General features: G+C 73.5%; 18 protein-coding genes and 1 pseudogene. 16 read left to right on the top strand and 3 right to left on the bottom strand.

The features are described 5' to 3' along the window. Window positions 1–685 (bottom strand): Clp protease N-terminal domain-containing protein (locus B1205_RS24560; protein WP_303395038.1); only part of this gene is annotated, 685 nt, incomplete at its 3' end. 222 nt (window positions 686–907) lie between these two features. On the opposite strand from B1205_RS24560, the gene B1205_RS24555 reads away from it, so the two are divergent. From B1205_RS24555 to B1205_RS24495, 13 genes and pseudogenes are all read left to right on the top strand, one after another. After that, complete coding sequence (locus B1205_RS24555; protein ID WP_140158134.1) at window positions 908–2,701, top strand: AfsR/SARP family transcriptional regulator; 1,794 nt, start codon at window positions 908–910, stop codon at window positions 2,699–2,701. A gap of 231 nt (window positions 2,702–2,932) precedes the next feature. Then, window positions 2,933–4,106 (top strand): annotated as a pseudogene (locus tag B1205_RS33160) (DUF6004 family protein). A 126-nt stretch (window positions 4,107–4,232) separates the two neighbouring features. Beyond that, on the top strand, window positions 4,233–5,132 hold the full coding sequence (locus tag B1205_RS24545; protein ID WP_089157753.1) for a methyltransferase domain-containing protein: 900 nt from the start codon (window positions 4,233–4,235) through the stop codon (window positions 5,130–5,132). After that, window positions 5,132–5,770: a hypothetical protein gene (locus B1205_RS24540; protein ID WP_089157752.1), complete on the top strand. Its 639-nt coding sequence runs from the start codon at window positions 5,132–5,134 to the stop codon at window positions 5,768–5,770. The genes B1205_RS24545 and B1205_RS24540 overlap by 1 nt, the downstream gene beginning before the upstream one ends. A 6-nt stretch (window positions 5,771–5,776) precedes the next feature. Continuing rightward, on the top strand, window positions 5,777–7,069 hold the full coding sequence (locus B1205_RS24535) for an ABC1 kinase family protein (RefSeq protein ID WP_089157772.1): 1,293 nt from the start codon (window positions 5,777–5,779) through the stop codon (window positions 7,067–7,069). Window positions 7,070–7,135: 66 nt separating this feature from the next. After that, window positions 7,136–7,846: a winged helix-turn-helix transcriptional regulator gene (locus B1205_RS24530; RefSeq protein ID WP_254910172.1), complete on the top strand. Its 711-nt coding sequence runs from the start codon at window positions 7,136–7,138 to the stop codon at window positions 7,844–7,846. 154 nt (window positions 7,847–8,000) lie between these two features. Beyond that, window positions 8,001–8,825 (top strand): hypothetical protein, encoded by an 825-nt coding sequence (locus tag B1205_RS24525; protein ID WP_140158133.1) that lies wholly within the window; start codon window positions 8,001–8,003, stop codon window positions 8,823–8,825. Next, window positions 8,822–10,117, top strand: coding sequence for an aminotransferase class V-fold PLP-dependent enzyme (locus tag B1205_RS24520; protein WP_089157749.1), 1,296 nt, complete (start codon window positions 8,822–8,824; stop codon window positions 10,115–10,117). Before B1205_RS24525 ends, B1205_RS24520 begins: the two co-directional genes overlap by 4 nt. 4 nt (window positions 10,118–10,121) lie before the next feature. Further along, window positions 10,122–11,201, top strand: a complete 1,080-nt coding sequence (locus tag B1205_RS24515; RefSeq protein ID WP_254910171.1) for a trans-sulfuration enzyme family protein — start codon at window positions 10,122–10,124, stop codon at window positions 11,199–11,201. 26 nt (window positions 11,202–11,227) lie between these two features. Further along, the gene (locus tag B1205_RS24510) at window positions 11,228–12,088 is read left to right on the top strand and encodes a homocysteine S-methyltransferase family protein (protein WP_089157748.1); all 861 of its coding nucleotides are present in this window, start codon (window positions 11,228–11,230) and stop codon (window positions 12,086–12,088) included. Continuing rightward, window positions 12,085–13,614 carry a TldD/PmbA family protein gene (locus B1205_RS24505; protein ID WP_254910170.1) on the top strand — a complete coding sequence of 510 codons (1,530 nt, stop codon included), beginning with the start codon at window positions 12,085–12,087 and terminating at the stop codon, window positions 13,612–13,614. The genes B1205_RS24510 and B1205_RS24505 overlap by 4 nt, the downstream gene beginning before the upstream one ends. After that, a complete protein-coding gene (locus B1205_RS24500) occupies window positions 13,611–15,002 on the top strand; it encodes a metallopeptidase TldD-related protein (RefSeq protein ID WP_089157747.1) in 1,392 nt (463 codons plus the stop codon). Before B1205_RS24505 ends, B1205_RS24500 begins: the two co-directional genes overlap by 4 nt. Window positions 15,003–15,095: 93 nt before the next feature. Then, on the top strand, window positions 15,096–16,244 hold the full coding sequence (locus tag B1205_RS24495) for a glutathione-independent formaldehyde dehydrogenase (RefSeq protein ID WP_089157746.1): 1,149 nt from the start codon (window positions 15,096–15,098) through the stop codon (window positions 16,242–16,244). Window positions 16,245–16,298: 54 nt separating this feature from the next. On the opposite strand, the gene B1205_RS24490 is transcribed toward B1205_RS24495, so the two are convergent. Continuing rightward, window positions 16,299–17,669: an extracellular catalytic domain type 1 short-chain-length polyhydroxyalkanoate depolymerase gene (locus B1205_RS24490; protein ID WP_176308778.1), complete on the bottom strand. Its 1,371-nt coding sequence runs from the start codon at window positions 17,667–17,669 to the stop codon at window positions 16,299–16,301. A gap of 185 nt (window positions 17,670–17,854) precedes the next feature. Between B1205_RS24490 and B1205_RS24485 the strand changes: the two genes are divergently transcribed. Then, window positions 17,855–18,829: a PaaX family transcriptional regulator gene (locus B1205_RS24485; protein ID WP_089157769.1), complete on the top strand. Its 975-nt coding sequence runs from the start codon at window positions 17,855–17,857 to the stop codon at window positions 18,827–18,829. Between the two features lie 3 nt (window positions 18,830–18,832). On the opposite strand, the gene B1205_RS24480 is transcribed toward B1205_RS24485, so the two are convergent. Next, entirely contained in the window at window positions 18,833–19,555 is a 723-nt protein-coding gene (locus tag B1205_RS24480; protein ID WP_089157744.1) for a TetR/AcrR family transcriptional regulator, read from the bottom strand. Window positions 19,556–19,691: 136 nt separating this feature from the next. On the opposite strand from B1205_RS24480, the gene B1205_RS24475 reads away from it, so the two are divergent. Beyond that, window positions 19,692–20,939 (top strand): cytochrome P450, encoded by a 1,248-nt coding sequence (locus B1205_RS24475; RefSeq protein ID WP_089157743.1) that lies wholly within the window; start codon window positions 19,692–19,694, stop codon window positions 20,937–20,939. Window positions 20,940–21,058: 119 nt separating this feature from the next. Continuing rightward, window positions 21,059–21,319, top strand: coding sequence for an acyl carrier protein (locus tag B1205_RS24470; RefSeq protein WP_089157742.1), 261 nt, complete (start codon window positions 21,059–21,061; stop codon window positions 21,317–21,319). Window positions 21,320–21,338 lie beyond the last annotated feature (19 nt).

The following is a 21,338-nucleotide window of genomic DNA, read 5'->3' as shown; positions in this document are numbered from 1 at the left end:
GCACCTTCTTCAAGCGCTCCTCGAAATCACCCCGGTAACGCGAACCAGCCACCAGCGCACCCAGGTCGAGGGTGTAGAGCTGCTTGTCCTTCAGCGTCTCGGGCACCTCGCCCTTGATGATCTTCTGAGACAGGCCCTCCACCACGGCGGTCTTACCGACGCCGGGCTCANGGGTCAGGTTCCGGCCGAACTGGTCCAGCACGAGGCTGGTCGACGGCGCGGCCTCACCCGGCGCGGCCCCCGCGGCAGCCGGCTCCTTGCCCTGGTAGCCGGAGAGAAGCTGGATCACCTGCTGGCGGACCCGGTTCAGGTCGGCGCCGAGCTTCACCAGCACCTGCGCGGCCACGCCCTCGCCCTCGCGGATCAGGCCGAGCAGGATGTGCTCCGTGCCGATGTAGTTGTGGCCGAGCTGCAACGCCTCACGCAGCGACAGCTCCAACACCTTCTTCGCCCGCGGCGTGAACGGGATGTGCCCGCTCGGCGCCTGCTGACCCTGACCGATGATCTCCTCAACCTGCTGACGGACGCCCTCCAGGGAGATGCCGAGGCTCTCCAGGGCCTTCGCCGCGACACCCTCANCCAGCAGGATGTGCTCCGTACCGATGTAGTTGTGGTTGAGCATCCGGGCCTCTTCCTGGGCCAGGACGACAACCCGTCGCGCTCGGTCGGTGAACCGCTCGAACATGGGACCACCCACTGTCTACGAGTCGACGCATTCACTATAACTTTCGATAGTAACTGATCGTCTCGGTGGCGAAGCCCCACCGGAAGCGCGGCACGCACGGCGGACGCATCTTCCGACATCGATGCCCGGACGGCCTTGTAGCCGCTGAGTAGTGGCATTATTACGATCGGTGCTGGCTCCGGTGACGGCGGGAAATGGCGGTTCCTGGTGGCGGATTCGACGGTGCGTCTGAAGATCCTCGGTCCGCTCCAGGTGAGCCGCGGCACCACGCCGGTGGACCTGGGGCCCACCAAGCAGAAGGCGGTCTTCGCGGCGCTCGCGCTCCAGCCCGGCCACGGCGTCGCCGTCAGCGAACTCCAGGAGGCGGTCTGGGGTGAACGGGTGCCGGCGCGGGCCCGCGAACTGCTGCACACGTACATCGCCCGGCTCCGCCAGCTCCTGGAGCCGGAGACGCCGCCCCGGGCGCGGACCAACGTCATCGTGTCCACCCCGACCGGGTACGCCCTGCGGGTCGACCCCCGGGCCGTCGACCTGGCCGTCTTCCACGAGCTGGTCGGGCGGGCCCGGCAGCGCCTCGGCGAGGGGCAGCCCCGCCGGGCGCTACGGCTGTTCCGGCACGCGCTGCACCTCTGGCGTGACCCGGCGCTCAGTGAGCTGACCGCCCTGCTGCGACAGTCGGTCGAGGTGGAGGCACTGCGGTTGAGCTGGTCCGACGCCGCCCGGGACTACGTGACGCTCGGTCTGCGTACCGGGAGCCCGGCCGAGGTCCGCGACCTGGCGGCCCAGCTCGCCGCCCGGGAGCCGCTCGACGAGCAGGTGCAGGCCCACTATCTGACCGTGCTGGAGCGGACCGGGCAGCGGTCCCTGGCGCTGAGCCGGTACGCGGCCGTCCGCGACGTGCTCCGGCGGGAGCTCGGCGTCGAGCCGGGGCCGGCGCTCCAGGCGGTGTACCGGCGGTTGGTCGAACCACGCTGGCCGCCACCCGGCCGGCTCGGGACGCCCATGCCCCCGCCGGCCGCCGTGGGCTGGCCCGGTGACCTGCTGCACCGTGATCGCGACGTGCGGGCGGTGGCGTCGCTGGTGCGTACGCATCGCCTGGTCACCGTCGTCGGTCCGCCGGGGTGCGGCAAGTCGGCGTTGGTCCGCGAGGTGGCCGGCGAGATGCGGAACCGGTTCGTCGACGGCGTGGTCACGGTGGACGTCGCCGGCGTCGCGGACCGGGCGCAGCTACGGACCCGGATGATCGACCTGCTGGCCGGGCCGTCGTCGGACCGTTCGGTGTTCGAGGTCCGGCGGGTCCTGGTGGTGCTCGACAACGCCGAGCACCTCGTGGACGCGTGCGCCCTGCTGACTGACACGCTGCTGCGTGGGCAGCACCGGTCGGCCGTGCTGGTGGCCTCCCGCGAACCGCTCAACCTGCCGTACGAGGTGATCCGGCGGCTGTGGCCGCTCGCCCTGCCGGACGGCGACACGGACCTCGCCGCGCCGGTGGCGCCGGCGGTGGACCTCTTCGGTCGGTACGCGGCCCGTGTCCGGCCCGGGTTCCAGGTCGACGGCGGCAACGTCGCGCTGGTCGAGCGGATCTGCCGCCGCGCCGACGGCCTGCCGCTGGTCCTCGGGTACGCCGCGGCGCACCTGGCCGTCGAGTCCCTGGACGGCGTGCTGAGCCGGTTCGACGGGCCGCTCGCCCGGTTCCGTCCACCGGGGGAGGACGGCCGGCCGTCGTTGCGGGCGGTGCTGGACCGCAGCGTCCGCACCCTCACTCCCGCCGAGCGCTGGCTGTTCGCCCGCCTCGCCGCCCTGCCCCCGGTGTTCGACCTGGCCGGGGCGGTGCGGCTGGCCGACCCCTACCTGCACGATCCGGCCGAGGTAGCCCGGGTGCTGAACCGGTTGCAGGAGAAGTCGCTCCTGCAACCGGAGCGGGGGACCTCGGGCCGGCACCGCTGCCTGGGGCTGATGCGCCGCCTCTCCACCGAGTTGCTGGCGGCCGAGACGACGGGTGCCGAGTTGGGCTGAGCCCGCCCCCGCCCGCCGTGCCCGCTCCGCCGCTGTCGCCTGCCGTCCGCGTCCGCTCCGGCCCGTCCCGGGTACGGATGCCGGGCCTTGTGACGGCGGGTGAGATATCGGAGATGGGCGATTGACACTCTACTATTAAAACATATAGCTTCCTCAGGCAGGTCCGGTTCTCGGACCCCGGCCGGGACAGGTTGCTCCCGGTGACCGGTCACGCCCTACGGAGGTGTCAGGGTGAGTGGAGTACGGGAGACCTACGAGTCGTTGAACCTGGAGCCGAAGCCGATCAGGCCGCACATCCTCGCGGCCGCGACGGTGGTCTTCGGCGAGGACTACTACTCGGGTCGACGCGAGACGATCAACCTGTCGGGCTTCGTGCAGCTGAACAAGTGGCCGATGCCCGGCTTCGAGCACCGGGTGGACGACAAGGGCTACGCGGAGTTCGAGACGGAGCTGATCAGCGCTCCGGAGGTCGGCATCAAGGGCTTCAGCTACGAGCTGGACGACCGCATCCAGGTGCTGTCCAACCCGTTCCTGCCCAACAGCGGTCACGTGCGGCAGATCGTGCCGGGCAAGAACTTCCCGGCGGAGTTCTACATCCGCCGGTTCGGCATCCTGGAGTCGAGCACGCTGCGGCTGGCTCACCGCAACGTGATCGACATCTACGGCGTGGTGGACAACGTCCCGCCGTTCAAGAAGCCCCTCACCGGCCCCTACCTGGGCAAGCCGCGCGGGGACGGCCCGTTCGAGGTCGCCCAGGCCCCGAACGTGGTCAAGGGCACCACGCTGCCGGAGGCGTGGTACCCGGCGAACGACGAGAACCAGCCGGTGGGCATCACGCCCAACCTGTTCTTCGCGCCGAGCGCCGGGCCCTGCATGTCCATGCTGGTCGACCCGTCCATGATCATGCAGACCTCGNGGGCGGACGGTCCGGGTCGACCTCGCCGGTGACTACCGGAAGGCCGGCGGCGCCGAGGTGCTGCTGTTCGGGCCGGAGAAGCACGACGAGGGCGCCGGCGTCCTCGCCCAGCTCGCCCGGGTGGCCGTGGTCGGGCACTGCGCCGAGCTCGGTGGCCGGGTCATGCTGCGGGCGAGCTGGCCCCGGGTCTCCGGCGGCACGCTCGGCGAGGGCCACGAGGACAGCCTCAGCCGGGTCGCGTTCCCCAGCGAGCTGCACATCGACGCCGAGTTCGAGCTGGTCACGCCGCACCAGACGCTGTACGCCACGAACGCCGTGCACATCAACGGCAAGCTGCGCGACATGGAGGCCACCGGCACCGAGCTGAAGCTCGACGGCGGCGACACCGCGCTGGTCACCACCGACGACGAGCCCAAGGCCCGCCTCACCGGGGTCAACCTGGTGATGCGCGACGCCTACGTCGGTGAGCACGCGGCCGTCAACGTCTGACCCCTTGACGGGCTGCCGGCTCGCGGGTTGACTAGAAAATCCGATAGCGCCGGTGTCCGGACGGCATCCCTCCCGGGGCAGGTCCCCTCAGCCCCGGGAGGGATGCCCGTGACCGGGGAGGACTCTGTGGACCAGCGCCTGCTCCTCATGCACCAGACGATGCTCGCCGACGCACCCCGGTTACGCGCCTACGACCGGGCCTTGGAGCAGGCGGTCGACCCGGGCGACGTGGTGGTCGACGTCGGCGCCGGGACGCTGGTGCTGTCGCTGCTCGCGCTGCGGCACGGCGCCGGGCACGTCTACGCCGTCGAGGCCGACCCGCGAATGGCCGAGGTGGCCGCCCGGATCGTCGAGGCCAACGACCTCAAGGACCGGCTCACCCTGGTCGTGGGCGACGCGCGCACGCTGCGCCTGCCCCGTCCGGCCGACGTGCTGGTCTCCGAGATGATGGGCAACCTCGGCCCGGAGGAGGAGATGGCCGAGGTGCTCGGCCTGGTGGCCCGGCGGGTGCTGCGCCCGGACGGACGGGTGGTGCCCCGCCGGTTGGAGACCCGGCTGGCGGCCATCGAGTTCGACGCCGAGGGGTGGGGGCTGTGGGGCCCGGACTTCCTCGGGCACCGCCTCGACGTCGTACAGGAGCTGGTCGAACCCCAGGCCCACCTGCACTTCTTCCAACGGCCGCCGCGGCTGCTCAGCGAGCCGGCGTCGGTGGCCGACTCGCCGCTGGGCCGTGCCGGCTCCGCCCGGCCTCGGTCCAGCCGACGACTGCCGATCGTCCGCGCCGGGACGCTGCACGCCGTGATGGGCTACTTCACCGCCGACCTGGCCGACGGCGTGGAACTGTCGAACTTCCCCTCGTACCCGGGCTGCAACTGGGCGGTGTGGATCTGGCCGCTGCGGCACACCCGGGTGGCCGAGGGCGACGAACTGCGGGTGGACCTGCGTCGGCCCCGCTCCGGCGGTGGGGTGCGCCTGGCCACCGACTGGCGGCTCGACTGCGGCGTCGTCCGCGCGGGGAGGCCCTGATGCCGTTCGCGGCCGGCACGGTACGCGACATCCCGGTCCGTGCCTTCAAGCTCTGCGGGCTGACCTGGTTCGGGCAGTTCCTCTGGTTCTCCGAGGCGGTGTCCAACCAGATCATGGCGCTGGACCCGCACACCGGGCAGGTCGAGCACCGGATTCCCTGCCCGGAGGTCTGCTCCGACCTGACCACGCTCGACGGCTACCTCCTCCAGATCTGCGGCCCCCAGCGTTGCCTGCGCGGGCTCAGCCCGACCACCGGCGAGGAGGTCACCGAGCTGGCCAACCCCCGCCCCGGCAACGTGCTGCGCGGGCTGGAGGCCACCCGGCACGGGCTCTGGCTCGGCTACGAGGACCTGCGCCTGGTGGAGCTGCGCGACCCGCGCGGGATGGGGCTGATCGACACCTTCCCGGTCCGGCACGCCCCGGCCGGCCTCACCGTCTCGGACAACTTCCTGGTGTACGCCGACTACGTCAACGCCGCGATCAACGTCTACGACCTGGACGCGCGCCGGGACGTGGCGACCTACTCGGTGGCGGGCAACCCGACCGGCGTGACCTGGGACGGCAGCCGGATCTGGTACTGCGACCACGGCACCCTCCAGCTCCGGGCGATCGAGGTGCCCGGCCTGGTGCGGAGGTGAGTGGCGATGGTCAGGACGACGCCGGTGGCGCTCGCGGCCCGCGCGGTGTGGACGGTGACGCTCACCGTGGCGTTCCTGCTTCCCGCGCTGGTGACCGGCGCGGTGCTGGCCGTGGTGCGGGGGCGGGAGGCGGGCCGGCGGCACCTCTACCGGCGGTCCACGGTGCTGCTGACCCGGCTGGGCTCGACGTTCGTCAAGGCCGGGCAGGTGCTCGGCACCCGGCGCGACCTGCTGCCGCCCGCGTTCTGCGACGAGTTGGCGGTGCTCCAGGACGCGGTGGCGCCGTTGGATCCGGCCGGCACCCGGCGGGCGCTGCGCGAGGCGTACGGCGAAGAGGAGCCGGAGCTGTTCGCGGAGCTGGACCGGTGCCCGGTGGCCAGTGGCAGCGTGGCCTGCGTCTACCGGGGTCGGTTGCGCACCGGTGAGCAGGTGGCGGTGAAGCTGCGCCGTCCCGGCGTCGAGCGGTTGATGACGCTCGACCTCGCCCTGATGCGAGCCGGCGCGTCGCTCGCCGCCCGCCTGCCGGTCTTCCGCGACGTGCCGGTGACCGAGGTGATGGCGCACATGTCCGACGCGGTGCTCGGCCAGCTCGACTTCACCCGGGAGGCGGCCAACCTGCGCCGGCTGCGCGTCAACCTGGCCACCGTGCCCCGCGTGTGGGTGCCCAAGGTGCACGAGGCGGCGTGCCGGCCGCGCTGCATCGTGATGGAGTTCATCCCGGACCTGGACGTGGACACCGCCCGCCGCTGTCCGCCGGCGCTGCAACGCCGGTTCGCCTCGTCCGGGCTCACCGCGATCTACCACATGCTCTTCGTCGACGGCTTCGTGCACTGCGACATGCACCCGGGCAACCTCTACTTCACCCGCCGCGGGCAGGTGGTGGTCCTCGACGCCGGGTTCAGCGTCCAGCTCACCGAGGAGCTGCGCCGGCTCTTCGCGGAGTTCTTCATGAACATGTCCATCGGGCGGGGGCGGTACTGCGCCGAGATCGTGGTGCGCAGCGGCACCGGGCTGCGGCCGGACGCCGACGTGCCGGGCTTCCTGACCCGGATGGCCGATCTGGTGGAGCGCAGCCACGGGTTGCCGGCCCGGGAGTTCAGCCTGATCGCGTTCGCCGGGGAGATGTTCGACCTGCAACGTCGCTACGGTGTGCACGCGGCACCGGAGCTGATCTTCCCGCTGTTGTCACTGCTCGTCATCGAGGGCACGGTGCGGGAACTCGACCCGGGGATGGACTTCCAGGAGGTCGCCAAGCCGGTGCTGATGAAGGGGCTGTTCGGCCAGCGCAAGGCGGGGTGACCCTCCGTCACCAAACGTGACACAGCGGTGATGTCGGACAGTCACGCTATCCGATACAGTAGTGAGGTGGAGACCTCGTCGGCCGGTGGCAAGCGTGCCTACCACCAGTACTGCGGCCTCGCCAGCGCACTCGACGTGCTGGGCGAGCGGTGGACCCTGCTGATCGTGCGGGAGCTCCTGATGGGTCCGCGGCGCTACGGCGAACTCCTCGGCGACCTGCCGGGCGTCGGCACCAACCTGCTCGCCGAGCGGCTGCGCTTCCTCACCGAGAAGGGCGTCGTCCGCCAGACCGACCTGCGCGGCACCGGGTCCCGGTTGGCCTACGAGCTGACCGAGGTCGGGCAGCAGTTGCGCCCGATGGTGCTGGGGTTGGCGCACTGGGGGATGGAGTTCGTCGGCGACCTGTCCGCCGAGGACACGGTCCGGCCGCACTGGGGCTTCCTCGCGGTGGAGGCGATGATCCGCCCGGACCAGGTGCCCGACCTCGACGAGGACTACCAGTTCCGGGTCGACGACGAGGCGTTCCACCTCCAGGTGCGGGGCGGCCGGGCGCGTCCGGTGCGGGGCGAGGCGGAGCAGCCGACGATGATCGCGACCACCGACGCGGCCACGTTCGTGCAGATCGGGTCCGGCCGGCTCACGCCGCTGCTCGCGATGATCCAGGGCCGGCTCAAGCTGGAGGGCGACACCGAGGCGGTGCTGCGCTGCTGCGAGCTACTCGGGCTGGAGACCGGCCCGATGACCACCCCGCGCGCCAAGGCCACCCGACGCGGCTGACGCCGGGCCGCCCCGGCGATAGCTGATTCCGCACCGCCTTCTCCTCGACTGCGCTGTCGCGCGCGTCCAGCAACCGTCGCCACCAGGCGAGACGGCCGCATTCCATCGATCACGCTCTCGTGCTGCGCTTGAACAACAGGTAGTATCCCGATCGATGGTGCCGGCTGCGAACATCCACCCGGGGGCGGCGATGGCGGAGCGCGAGTCGGACGCGGTGCTCGACCTGGCCGACGCCGCGCGGCGTTACCTGGCCGACCGGCCGTGGTTGCCGGCGCACGGCCCGGCCGAGCCCGATCCGACCGCCCCGCCGGCCGCCGCCTGCGAGGACCTGGGGCTGCGCATCGCCGCCGCGTACGACCGGGCGACCGGCCCACCGGACCGGACCACGTTGGACGGTTACCGACGGTTGCGGGCGGAGAACCTCGCGCAGTACCACGCGGCGGTCCGCGCCGGTGTCCGCGTGGTGCCGTGGCGGGGCCGCGGGCAGCCGTACGCCGACTCCGCCGACCTGCGCGAGCGGGTCCGGCGTACCGGCACCCTGGCGGTCTACCTGACCCGGGACGGCCACGGCCCCGGGCCCGCCACCGACCCGCACCCGATGCGCGAGCCCAGCCCGGTGACCGTCGACGGCGTGGTCCTCACCCACAACGACGTGTTCCGCGCCGTGCACGACCTCTTCGGCCATGTGCTGCTCGGTGCCAGCTTCGGCCCGCGCGGGGAGTTCCGGGCCACCTGGAGCCACCTGCGGATGTATCCGCCGGAGGTGCACCCGGTGCTGTTCGCCGAGCAGATCGGGCAGATCTGCTGGTTCTTCTACGGCCCGCACCTGCTCGGCCCGGACGGCCGCCCCCGCCGGCCCGGCGACCCCGGCCACGTCCCACCCGGCCGTCGGCCCTACCCGGAGCAGAAGGTGGTCCGGCTCGACGCGCACCTGTTCGAGGAGTTCCGCACCCTGTTCGACCGAGGGGAGACCGCATGACCGGCACCACCTGGCAGGGCGACGTCGACCGGCCCACGCTCCCGGCGACCGTCCGCGACGACTTCCCCTTCTTCCGCAGCACCGAGGGGACCGGGCTGGCCTACCTCGACAATGCGGCCACCACCCAGAAACCGGCCGCCGTCCTCGCCGCCGTCACCGACTACTACACGACCGCGAACAGCAACGTCGGGCGCGGCTACTACCGGCTCAGCCGCACCTCCACCGACCGGTTCGAGGCCGCCCGGGAGGCGGTGCGCCGGGCGGTCAACGCCGAGCACGCCGACGAGGTGCTCTTCACCGCCGGCACCACCCACGCGGTGAACCTGCTCGCCGCCACGCTCGGCCGGCGGCTGGTCGGTTCCGGCGACCGGGTGCTGGTCACCGGCATGGAACACAACTCCAACCTGCTGCCGTGGCGGCGGCTGTGCGAGGAGACCGGCGCGGAGCTGGTCGCCGTGCCGGTCGAGGCCGACGGCCGGGTCGCGGCCGAGGCGTTCGCCGCGGCGCTCGGCCCCCGGGTCCGGCTGGCGGCGGTGGCGCACGTGTCCAACGTCCTCGGCACCGTCAACCCGGTCCGGGAGATGATCGCCGCCGCGCACCGGCACGGCGTGCCGGTGGTGGTCGACGGCGCGCAGGCGGTGCCGCACCGGCCGGTCGACGTCCGGGCGCTGGACGCCGACTTCTACTGCTTCTCCGCGCACAAGGTCTACGGCCCGATGGGGGTCGGCGTGCTGTACGGCCGCCGCGACCTGCTCGCCGAGCTGCCGCCGTACCAGGTCGGGGGCGGCACGGTGAAGGGCGTCTCGCTCGACGAGCCGGTCCACTACCTCGCCGGGCCGCCCCGCTTCGAGGCCGGCACGCCGGACGTCGCCGGCGCGGTCGGGCTCGCCGCGGCCCTGTCCTACCTGGACGGGCTCGGGTGGGCGGCGATCCGGGCCCACGACCGCGCGCTGGTCCGGCACGCGGTGACCGTGCTCGGCGCGCTCGACCGGGTCCGGGTGGTCGGCGACCCGGCCGGCGACCCCAGCGGCATCGTCTCGTTCGTGGTCGACGGCATCCACCCGTACGACGTCGGTGGCCGGCTCGACCGCCACCGGATCGCCGCCCGCTGCGGCGTGCACTGCGCCAGCGTCTTCCTCGACGGCATGGGGCTGCTCGGCACCGTCCGGCTGTCGTTCGGCGTCTACAACACCGTCGAGGACGTCGAGCGGGTACGCGACGCCGTGGCCGGGGTCCGCCCCGGCTNCCCGACTCGTCCACGAGGGACAGGAACCGCATCCCGGCACCGGTGACCTGGTGCCGCCGGTGCACCTGGCGGTCACCTACGAGCGGTCCGCCCAGGAGCCGCTGCGCTACTTCTACGGCCGGGGCGAGAACCCGACCCGCGAGCAGTTGGAGCGGTGCCTCGCCGCGTTGGAGGATGTCCGGTTCGCCACCGCGTACACGTCGGGGCAGGCCGCCGCGGAGGCCGCCCTGGCGTTGCTCGCGCCGGGGCAGCGGGTGGTCGCCGGCGATGACGTCTACGGCGGCACGCACACCCTGTTCGACCTGGTCCGGGGCCGGGGGGTGACGATCGACCAGGTCGACCTGGCCGATCCGGAGCGGCGCGACCGGGCGCTGGCCGACGACGGCCGGCGACTGGACCTGGTCTGGGTGGAGTCGCCCAGCAACCCGCTGTTGAAGATCACCGACATCGCCGAGACGGCCCGGCTCGCGCACCGGCGCGGCGCCCGGCTGCTGGTGGACAACACGCTGGCCAGCCCGGCGCTGCAACAGCCGCTGCGGCTCGGCGCGGACCTGACGCTCTACAGCACCACCAAGTTCCTCGCCGGGCACCTCGACGTGCTCGGCGGCGCGCTGGTCCACGACGACCCGGAGCTGCACGAGCGGCTGACCGCGCACCGGACCACCGTCGGCACCGCGCCCGGCGGGGCCGACTGCTTCCTCGTGCACCGGGGCCTGAAGACGCTCTCCCTGCGGGTGGCCCGGCAGGTGGAGAACGCCCGGCGGATCGCCGACGCGCTGGCGGCCGAGCCGTCCGTCGGGGTGGTGCACTACCCGGGCCGGCCCGGCCACCCCGGGCACGCGGTGGCGGCCCGGCAGATGAGCGCGCCGGGCGCCCTGGTCGCCTTCACCTACCGCGGCGACCCGGTGAAGCTGATGGACCGGGTACGCCTGTTCGCCGCGGCGGTCAGCCTCGGTGGGGTCCGGTCGCTCATCGAGTGCCCGGCGTCGATGACGCACCGGCCGGTGCCCCGGCGGACGCGGCTGCGGCTCGGCGTCACCGACGACCTCGTACGACTGTCGATGGGCATCGAGGACCCGGCGGACCTCGTCGAGGACCTCGTGCACGCGCTACGGGCGGGACCGGCGTGACCGGCCCCGGGGGAGGAACGGTACCGATGGGACACACGACCATCCGGCTCGACGGGGGAGTGGCCACCGAGCTGCAACGCCACGGCATCGCGCTGACGCCGCCCTGGTGGATGACCCGCGCCCTGCTCTCCGACGAGCGACGGCGGGTCCTGCGGGGTGTGCACGAGCGCTTCCTCACCGCCGGCGCGGACGTGGTCACCGCCAACACGTTCCGCTGCAACCTGCGGGCCCTGCAGGCCACCGGGTTGCAGGACGCCGGGCTCGGCTGGATGGTGCACGCCGCGGTCGGTGTGGCGCTGGCCGCCCGCAACGCCGCCGGCAACCCGCGTACCCGGGTGGTCGCCTCGATGGCGCCGGTCGCCGACGCGTACCGGCCGGACCTGGTGCCGGACGACGACACGCTGCGTGTCGAGCACCGCTGGCTGGCCACCGAACTGTCCCGGGCCGGCGTCGACACGGTGCTGGTCGAGACCATGAACACCGCCCGGGAGGCGCGTGCCGCGCTGGCCGAGGTGCTCGCCACCGGCGGAACCGCCTGGGTCGGCTTCGTCTGCGGCGACGACGCCCGGCTGCTCTCCGGTGAGCCGTTGGCCGACGCCGCCCGGGCCGTGGTGGCGGACGGCGCGGCGGCGGTGCTGGTCAACTGCACCGACCCGGCCCGGACGGAGGTGTGCCTGCGCGAGTTGCGGGCGGCCGTGTCCGGCCCGATCGGGGCGTACCCGAATCTGGAGGGCCGGGCCGGCGACGGGCCGGCGGCGCTGGACCCGAAGGCGTTCGGTGACCTGATGGCCCGCTGGCGCGACGAGTACGCCCTGGCCCTCGCCGGTGGCTGCTGCGGCACCACCCCCGAGCACCTGGCCGCGATGAGCGACCGGTTCGGCGCGTGAGGGCGACGACCGGCGCGGTGGACACCGACGGCGGGATGGAGCCGTCGTTCCTGGCGTTGCCGCTGGCCGAGGTCACGGACGCGGCGCTGGCCGAGGCCCGCCGGCTGGGCGTGCGGCACGCCGCGGTGCGGGTGGTGCGCAACCGCGCCCGCCGGCTGCTGCTGCACGACGCGCACCTGCGCGGCAGCCAGGACGACACCGAGCTGGGCCTGAGCGTCGGCGTGCTGCACGGTGGGGCGCGGGGCTTCGCCGCCGGGCCCGAGGTGGACCCGGCCGCCGCGGTCGCCGCGGTCGGGCGCGCGGTGCAGGTGGCGCGGGTCTGCCGGGCGGTGGGCGCGGAGCCGGTCGAGCTGGCGCCGGAGCCGGTGTACGCGGACCGGCGGTGGACCTCGCGGTGCCGGGTGGACCCGTTCGCGGTCCCCGAGGCCGAGGCGGTGGCGCTGCTCGCCGACTGGAGCCGGGGCCTGCTCGCCGCGCCGGTCGTGCGGCATGTGCTGGCCAAGGTGAGCGCCGTGCGGGAGACGACCTGGTACGCCGACACGGCCGGCACCAGCCTGCTCCAGCAGCGGGTCCGGGTGCACCCGCAGGTGCTCGCGGTGGGTGTGGCCGACGGGGCGACGGCCACCCTGCGCACCCTCGGGCCGCCGACCGGGCGCGGCTGGGAGTACCTGCACGGCACCGGTTGGGACTGGGCGGCGGAGTTGGCCGAGATGCCCGAGCACCTGGCCGGCAAGCTGCGCGCCCGCCCGGTGCGCCCCGGCCGCTACGACCTGGTCACCGCCCCGTCGCACCTGTGGCTGACCATCCACGAGTCGGTCGGGCACGCCACCGAGGCGGACCGCGCGCTCGGCCACGAGATCGGTTACGCGGGCGGGACGTTCGTCACGCCCGCCGACGTGGGCGTCCTGCGGTACGGCTCCGAGCTGATGACCGTGACCGCCGACCGCACCGACCCGTACGGGCTGGCCACGGTGGGCTGGGACGACGAGGGGGTGGCCGTCGGCGCGTGGACGCTCGTGCGCGACGGGGTGTTGAGCGGCCTGCAGACCGACCGGCACACCGCGGTCCGGCTCGGCTCGGCCCGCTCCACCGGGTGCGCCTACGCTGAGTCGGCGACCCATGTGCCGATCTCCCGGCTGCCGAACGTCTCGCTGCGCCCGACGCCCGACGGGCCGGACACGGCGGCCCTGATCGGTGGCGTGACGGACGGGATCTACCTGGTCGGCTCGGACAGTTGGTCGATCGACACCCAGCGGCGGCGGTTCCAGTTCACCGCGCAGCGCGCGTACCGGATCCGGCACGGACGCCTCGGCGAGCAGCTCTCCGGCGTGGCGTACCAGGCCGACACCACCGACTTCTGGGGTTCGCTGGTGGCCCTCGGCGGCCCCGGCACCTACCACTGCTTCGGCGCGGACCTGTGCGGCAAGGGCCAGCCGGTGCAGGCGGCGGCGGCCAGTCACGGCGCACCGACCGCGGTGTTCCGGGGCGTGCGGGTGGTGGACACGGCCGGGGAGGAGGCGCGGTGAGCGGCGCGGAGCTGGCGGAACGGGTGTTGGCCCGGGCCGGTCGGGCCGGTGACCTGCTGGTGGTGGTCGACGAGACCGCGACGGCGCACCTGCGGTGGGCGGACAACGCGCTGACCACCTCGGGCACGGCTGAGCAGCGTCGGCTGACCGTGGTCGCCTTCGCGCCCGCCGGGGCCGGCACGGCGGCGGCCGTGGTCAGCCGGGGCGGCGCCCCCACCGACCGGGACCTGACCGAGCTGGTGGCCCGGGCCCGGCGCACCGCGGACGCGGGCGAACCGGCGCCGGACGCCGCGCCGCTGGTGGTCGCGACCGACACTCCGGCGCCGTCGTGGGGTGATCCCGCCGCCGAGGTGCCGGTGGCGCGGCTGCGTGGCTTCTCGGCCGGGTTGGGCGACGCGTTCGCCGCCGCCCGCGCCGCCGGGCACGCCCTCTACGGGTACGCCGAGCAGCGGGCCGGGACCACCTGGCTGGCCTCCACCACCGGCCTGCGCCTGCGCCACGTCCAACCGACGTCGGTGCTGGACCTGACCGCCCGCGACGGCGGCGGCGCGGCCTCGGCCTGGGCGGGGGCCGGTGGCGTCGACCTGGCCGACGGGGACCTGCCGGCGCTGGCGGCGCGGCTGCGGGGCCGGCTGGACCGGGTGCCGCGCCGCCGCACCCTGGCCCCCGGCCGGTACGAGGTGCTGCTGCCGCCGGCCTGCGTCGCCGACCTGATGCTGCACCTCTACCTCAACGCCGGCGCGGCTGACGCCCTCGACGGGCGGACCGTGTTCGCCGGCCGCGACGGCGGCACCCGGATCGGTGACCGGCTCACCTCGGCCCCGCTGACCCTGGGCAGTGATCCGGCCGCACCGGGGTTGGCCTGCGCGCCGTTCCTGGTGGCCCGCGCCTCCGGTGCGGCGGGCAGCGTCTTCGACAACGGCCTGCCGCTGGCCGCCACCCGGTGGATGGTCGACGGGGAGCTGCGGGGGCTGGTGCAGACCCGCCATTCGGCCGACCGCACCGGCCAGCCGGTCACCCCGTTCGTCGACAACCTGGTGCTGGCCGGGCCGGCCGGCGCGCGTCCGCTCGCCGACCTGATCGCCGGCACCCGGCGGGGGCTGCTGCTGACCTGCCTGTGGTATCTGCGCGACGTGGACCCGCGCACGCTGCTGCTGACCGGCCTGACCCGGGACGGGGTCTACCTGGTGGAGGACGGGGAGGTGGTGGCCGCGCTGCCGAACTTCCGGTTCAACGAGAGCCCGGTCGCGCTGCTCGACCGGGTGGTGGAGGTGGGCGCGACGGAGCGCACGCTGCCCCGGGAGTGGGGGGACTACTTCACCCGGATGGCGATGCCGTCGCTGCGGGTCGCCGACTTCGCGGTCTCGGAGGTGAGCCCGGCGGTGTGAACCTCGGGCCGGGTTCCCGGCTTCCGGCACCTCCGGGCCGAGCGGGTGCGAGGGTGACAGGCGCACCCACCCTCTGAAGCCGGGGAGATCGTCGTGAAGGCTGTCGTGTACCGGGGTCCCCACGAGGTCGCCGTCGAGGAGCGGCCCGACCCCACCGTCCAGGCGCCGACCGACGCGGTCGTGCGCATCACCACCACCAACGTGTGCGGATCGGACCTGCACATGTACGAGGGACGCACCTCGGTGGAGGAAGGGAAGGTCCTCGGGCACGAGAACATGGGGGTGGTGGAGGCCGTCGGCGACGCGGTGTCCCGGATCAGGGTCGGCGACCGGGTGTCGGTGCCGTTCAACGTCGCCTGCGGCACCTGCCGCAACTGCGTGCACGGCTGGACCAGCTTCTGCCTGCGGACGAACCCGATGGAGGGGATGGACGGCGCCGCGTACGGCTACGCCAACATGGGCCCGTACGACGGCGGGCAGGCGGAGTACCTGCGGGTGCCGTACGCCGACTTCAACCTGCTGCGACTGCCGCCGGGCACCGACCACGAGAATGACTTCACCATGCTCTCGGACATCTTCCCCACCGGCTGGCACGGCACGGAGCTGGCCGGGCAGCGCCCCGGCGACACGGTCGCCGTGTTCGGCGCCGGCCCGGTGGGGCTGCTGGCCGCCCACAGCGCGTTGATCAAGGGTGCCGCCCGGGTGTTCGTGGTCGACAAGGAGACCGACCGGCTCGCCCTGGCCGAGCAGATCGGCGCCGTGCCGGTCAACTTCGCCGACGGCGACCCGGTGCAGCAGATCATGGACGCGACGGACGGCGTCGGCGCGGACTGCGGCGTCGAGGCGGTCGGGTTCCAGGCCCACGACCCGACCGGCGAGGAGCACCCCGAGCTGGTGCTGGACAACCTGACCAACGTGGTCCGCTCCACCGGCGGGATCGGCGTGGTCGGGGTCTACGTGCCGCAGGACCCGAACGGCCCCGACGAGCAGGAACGGCAGGGCCGCATCGGCTGGCAGTACGGCACGTTCTTCACCAAGGGTCAGCAGATGGGCACCGGTCAGTGCCCGGTCATGCGCTACAACCGGCAACTGCGCGACCTGATCATCGCCGGCCGGGCGCGGCCGTCGTTCCTCGTCTCCCACGAGCTGCCGCTGGACCAGGCGCCCGACGCGTACGCCCGCTTCGACCGGCGCGAGCAGGGCTGGACGAAGGTCCTGCTGCACCCGGGCGACGGTTCCTGACCTCGGCGTGCGGTGCTCCGGGGACGGCCCGGCGGCCGTCCCCGGAGCGTGCGGTCAGGCGAGCGTGCAGGACGCCCCGTTGAGGGTGAACGAGCCGGGCTTGGCGGTGTTGCCGGTGTGGCTGGCCTGGAAGCCGATGGTGATCGACCCGTTGGCCGGGATGGCGGCGTTGTAGGCGACGTTGCGGGCGGTCACCTGGCCTGCTGCGGGGGAGTAGGTGGCGTTCCAGCCGGAGGTGATGCTCTGCCCGCCGGGCAGGGTGAACGCCAGGGACCAGCCGCTGACGGCGGTGGCGCCGGTGTTGGTGATGGTGATGTTCTCCGTCAGCCCGTTGTTCCAGGCGTTGACCTCCACGCTCACCCGGCAGGCGCCGGTGCCCGGCGGCGGCGTGGTCGGCGGCGGCGTGGTGGGGCTGGGGGAGATGGTCGGGCTCGGCGAGACGGTGGGGCTCGGTGACGTGGTCGGGCTGGGGGACGTGGTCGGGCTGGTCGAGCCGGTCAGGCCGAAGAACGCGAGGGCGACGGCGGCCATGCCGGCGGACGGCAGGGTGTGCCCGGCGCCCTGGACGCTGTACGCCTCGACCTGGACGGTGCCGCCGGCGTCGGCGTAGCGGCGGCGGTTCCAGTTGGCCTGCGGCGTGTCGGTGGAGGTGGGCGTCTGGCTGAGGCCGAACACGTTCGTCCACTGCTCGATCGTCTCCTGAAGCAGGGAGTACGGCACGAGCGTGTCGGCGGTGCCGTGCCAGAGCTGCACCCGCGGGCGGGGGCCGGAGTAGCCCGGGTACGCCTGGCGTACCGCGTCACCCCACTGCTGCGGGGTGCGGTTCATCGAGCCGCCGGTGCACTGGCTGCTGCCGGGCGGGTAGTCCGCCGCGTTGGCGAAGCAGTTGTACGGCACGCCCATAAACGCCGCGCCGGCCTTGAAGACGTCGGGGTAGAGGGCCAGCATGTGGTTGGTCATCATGCCGCCGGACGAGCTGCCGGTGGCGTACACCCGGTCGGGGTCGCCGCCGTACTGCTGCTGGACCCAGCGGATCATCGAGATGATCGACACCGGGTCGCTGCCGCCGCCCCGGCGCTTCGCGGCGTCGGACCAGGTGTCGAAGCAGTTGCCGAAGCCGGCCTGCTGGGTCGCGCTGGGGTAGATGACGATGTATCCGTAGCGGTCGGCCAGGGAGGCGAACTCGCTGCCGGAATAGAAGCCGGGGCCGGAACCGCCGCAGCCGTGCATCGCCACCACGGTCGCCGGCCGGGCCGGGCGGTTGTCCGGCACGTAGACGTGCATCCGCATCCGCCCGGGGTTGTCGCCGAAGCTGGTCACCTCGGTCAGCGAGGCCGCGTACGCGGGCTGCATCGCGGGCACGACCAGGCCGGCCGCCGCCAGCGTCGCGGCCAGGGCGAGCAGCATCTTCGCTCTGATTCTCACGGAGACTCCTTCGATCAGCTGTGCGTGCTGAGTTCGTGGATGGTTCGCCCTGCCCGGCTCCGTGTCGGGTAGCACATAGTGTTCCCGTCGGTCCAAGAAGTGTCAATCGACACCTCACAATGCGTGGCGCTGACGATCTCCGTCTACAGTCGGGACACCGTCCCCGAGCCGAGTCCGGAGTGCCCGTGGCCAGCGCCTTCGACATCGAGGAGATCTATCCCGACGACGGGGGGCCCTCGGTGCGCCTGCCCCGGCGTCAGGCCGGTCCCGCGCCGCAGGGCGTCGCGGTGACGCTCCTGGCGGACTACACCCTGCGTACCCGGGCGGCGCTGCCCTCCGCCGCCATCGTGGCGTTGCTCGCGGAGGCCGGGGTGAGCAGCGCCGGCGCCCGCACCGCGATCAGCCGGCTGGCCCGCCGGGGCGTGCTGGAACGCACCCGGCAGGGCCGCAACAGCTCCTACCGGCTCGGCCCCACCGTCGCCGCGGACCTCTCCGCCGGCGGGCACTGGATCCTCGCCTCCATGACGAACGCGACGCCGTGGGACGGATGCTGGACGATCATCACCTTCTCGTTGCCGCAGGACCACAGCGCGCAGCGGCGGGCGCTGCGCGGCCAGCTCCGCTGGCTCGGCTACGCCCCGCTGTACGACGGGCTGTGGATCTCACCGCAGGTGCTGACCCCGCCGGCCCGCGCGCGGCTGGCCCAGCTCACCCTGGGCGCCGTCACGGTCTTTCGGGGCCGGCACGCGGTGCTGGAGGCGGCCGGCGAACGCGCGCCCATCGAGGCGTGGGACGTCGCCGCCATCAGCGGGCAGTACGAGGAGTTCCTGCGCCGGTGGACGCCGCTGGCGTCGCGGACACCGACGGTCGACGGCGCGGCGGCGGTGCGGGCGCGCACCGAGGTGATGGACACGTACCGGCGGTTTCCCACGCTCGATCCGCAGTTGCCGCTGGAGCTGCTGCCGGCCGGCTGGCCGAGGCAGGCGGCCCGGGACCTTTTCGCGGCCGTCTACGACGGCCTCGCCGAGCCCGCCGAACGTCACGTCCGGGCCGTCGTCGCGCGCCACACCGGCGGCGCGGCGTCGGACGTGCGGGCGCACACTACGGCCGACATGCTCGCCGGGGTACGTGCGGAGGGCTGCGGCGCACCGCCGGCGTGACGGCTACCTCCCGGGCACCTCCGTGATGCGGTCGAGCCACTCGGTCAGCAGGTGACGCTCAGCCTCGCTGAGCATCCGCAGCCGCGGCGCGAGCGCCCGCAGGGCGACGGCCGTCGCGCGGGGGCCGTCCGGCGCCTCGGCCGGGGCGTCGGTCAGGATCCGGCTCAGGACGGCGTCGACCATCGCGTCGGCCAGGGCGGGGTCCCGTCGCTCCGGCGGGGTCGCCAGCAGGGTCTGGACGGTTCCGACGCCCGCGGCGTGGATGAGGTCGACCGCGTGCGGCTCGGGGACCCGGAGCCGGCCGGCCGCCGCCACCCGGTGGACGCGTGTCTGCAGGATGCGTCGGCCGGTGCGGGCGGCCGGTGAGTCGGATGCGCGCTCCGGGTCGTTCAACAGCCGGAACACGGCCGGGTTGGCGAGACCGAACTCGATCTGTCGGTGCCAGCTCGCCCGCAGGTCGTCGAGCGGGTCGACGTCGGCGGCCGTGGCGGCGGCCACGGCGGCGTGCTTGTCCGCGACGAACGTGGCCAGCACCTGCTCCGCGACCGCCTCCAGCAGGCCGTCCTTGTCGCCGAAGAGGCGGTAGATGGTGGGGGCCTGCACGCCGGCCCGCTCCGCGACACCACGGGTCGTCACGGCGCCGGGCCCGCCGTGGTGCAACAGCCACGCGGCGGCGTCGACGATCGCCGCCCGGGTGTCCGACCGGCTCCTGACCGCTTCGCTCATGAATCAACGATAACACCCGCTTGCTACCCGCGTTTACGGGACGCCCTACGGGCGGGCTGACCCGGTCCATGGACACATCGGCGCCGGTGAGTCTATGGTCACGGGATCCCCGCCCGCGCAGCCACGAGGAGCGGCCATGGGTGTCTCCATCTCCCTCGACGACCTGCTCGGCGACGAGGTGAGGCGCGACCCGTACCCGTTCTACGCCCGGCTGCACGAGATGGGGGAGGCGGTCGCGTTCCGCCCCGCCGACCCGCACGCGTTGGTGGTGCACGGATACGACGCGGTCAACCGGGTGCTGCGCGATCCCGTCTTCCGGGTGCTCGGCGCCGAGTACCTGGACCGGGCCGGCACCCGCTGGCGCGCGCACCCGGTGATCCGGACGCTCCAGGCGTCCATGCTCAACGCCCCGGAGGGCGACCATCTCCGGGTCCGCCAGCTGTTCACCCAGGCGTTGACCCCCCGCCGGGTGGCCGCGCTGGAGCCGGCCATCCAACGCATCGCCGACGGGCTGCTCGACGGGCTGGCCGAGGCGGGCGCGGCCGGACGGCCGGCCGACTTCATGGGCGAGCTCGCGCTGCGGCTGCCGAGCGACGTCGTCGGCGAGTTGCTGGGCGTGCCGGAGCGGGACCGCGCCTGGTTCCCGTCCCGGGTCCGCACGTTCGACGCGGTGCTGGAGATCGGCCGCCGCTCGATGCGGGAGGTCCGGGCCGCCAACGAGGCCGCGACGGAGCTGCTCGCGTACTTCACCGAACTGCTGGCCGCGCGCCGGGCGGCCCCGCGCGAGGACTTCGTCTCGGCCCTGGTGCGGATCCGCGACCGCAGTCCGGACCAGCTCACCGAGGACGAGCTGCTGGCCAACCTGATCATCATGTACAACGCCGGGTTCCGCACCACCGCGAACCTGCTCGGCAACGGGCTGGTCCTGCTCCTGGAGCGCCCCGACGCTCTGGCCGCGCTGCGGGCCGACCCGTCGCTCGCCGCGTCGTACGTCGAGGAGATCCTGCGGTACGAGCCGCCGGTGCACTTCGCGGTCCGGTACGCCGCGCGCGACAGCGAGGTCGCCGGCCTGCCGGTGCCGGAAGGCGCGACGGTCGTGGTGCTGACCGGCGCGGCGAACCGGGACCCGCGCCGCTTCGCCGACCCGGACTCGTTCGACCCGTCCCGCGCGGACAACCGTCACCTGGCGTTCAGCGCCGGCCCCCACTACTGCTTCGGGGCGGCCCTCGCCCGGGCGGAGGGACGACTGGTCTTGCCCCGCCTGCTGGACCGCTTCCCGGCATTGGCGCTGGCCGAGGAACCCGGCGAACGACGTCAGCTCATGCTGCGCGGGTACGACCGGCTGCTGGTGCGCGTCGCCGCGCCCGCGCCGGCCCCACGCTGACCGTCGCGGACCTTGCCAAACCCCGGTGATCGAGTAAGGTCGATGCTACTCGGAGTATGCCTCCGTGCCTCGCCGAGCAGGTCGAGCGCGCCGCCAGCCCCGGAAGGGAAACACCGGACATGACCGATGAGATCCGCGCGTTCCTTCTCGCCGCGTTGACCGAGATGAGGTACGACGTCGACGACGTCGACGACGACACCGTCTTCGGTCCGGCCGGCCTCGACGTGGACTCGCTCGGCCTCGCCGAGCTGGCGGTGCGGGTGGAGGACCGGTTCGGGGTGAAGTTCGACGACGACGAGGCCGAGTCGCTCGCCATGATGACCGTCGGCGAGTTCTGCGGGACGGTGGCGCAGCGCATCCAGCCGGCCTCGGCCCACTGACGCCCACCACCAGGGGCGG

This window comes from Micromonospora sp. NBS 11-29 (assembly GCF_002140155.1).
Classification (GTDB): domain Bacteria; phylum Actinomycetota; class Actinomycetes; order Mycobacteriales; family Micromonosporaceae; genus Micromonospora.
The sequence above is the reverse complement of the archived record's forward strand: the minus strand, read 5'-3'. Positions and strand labels throughout refer to the sequence as shown.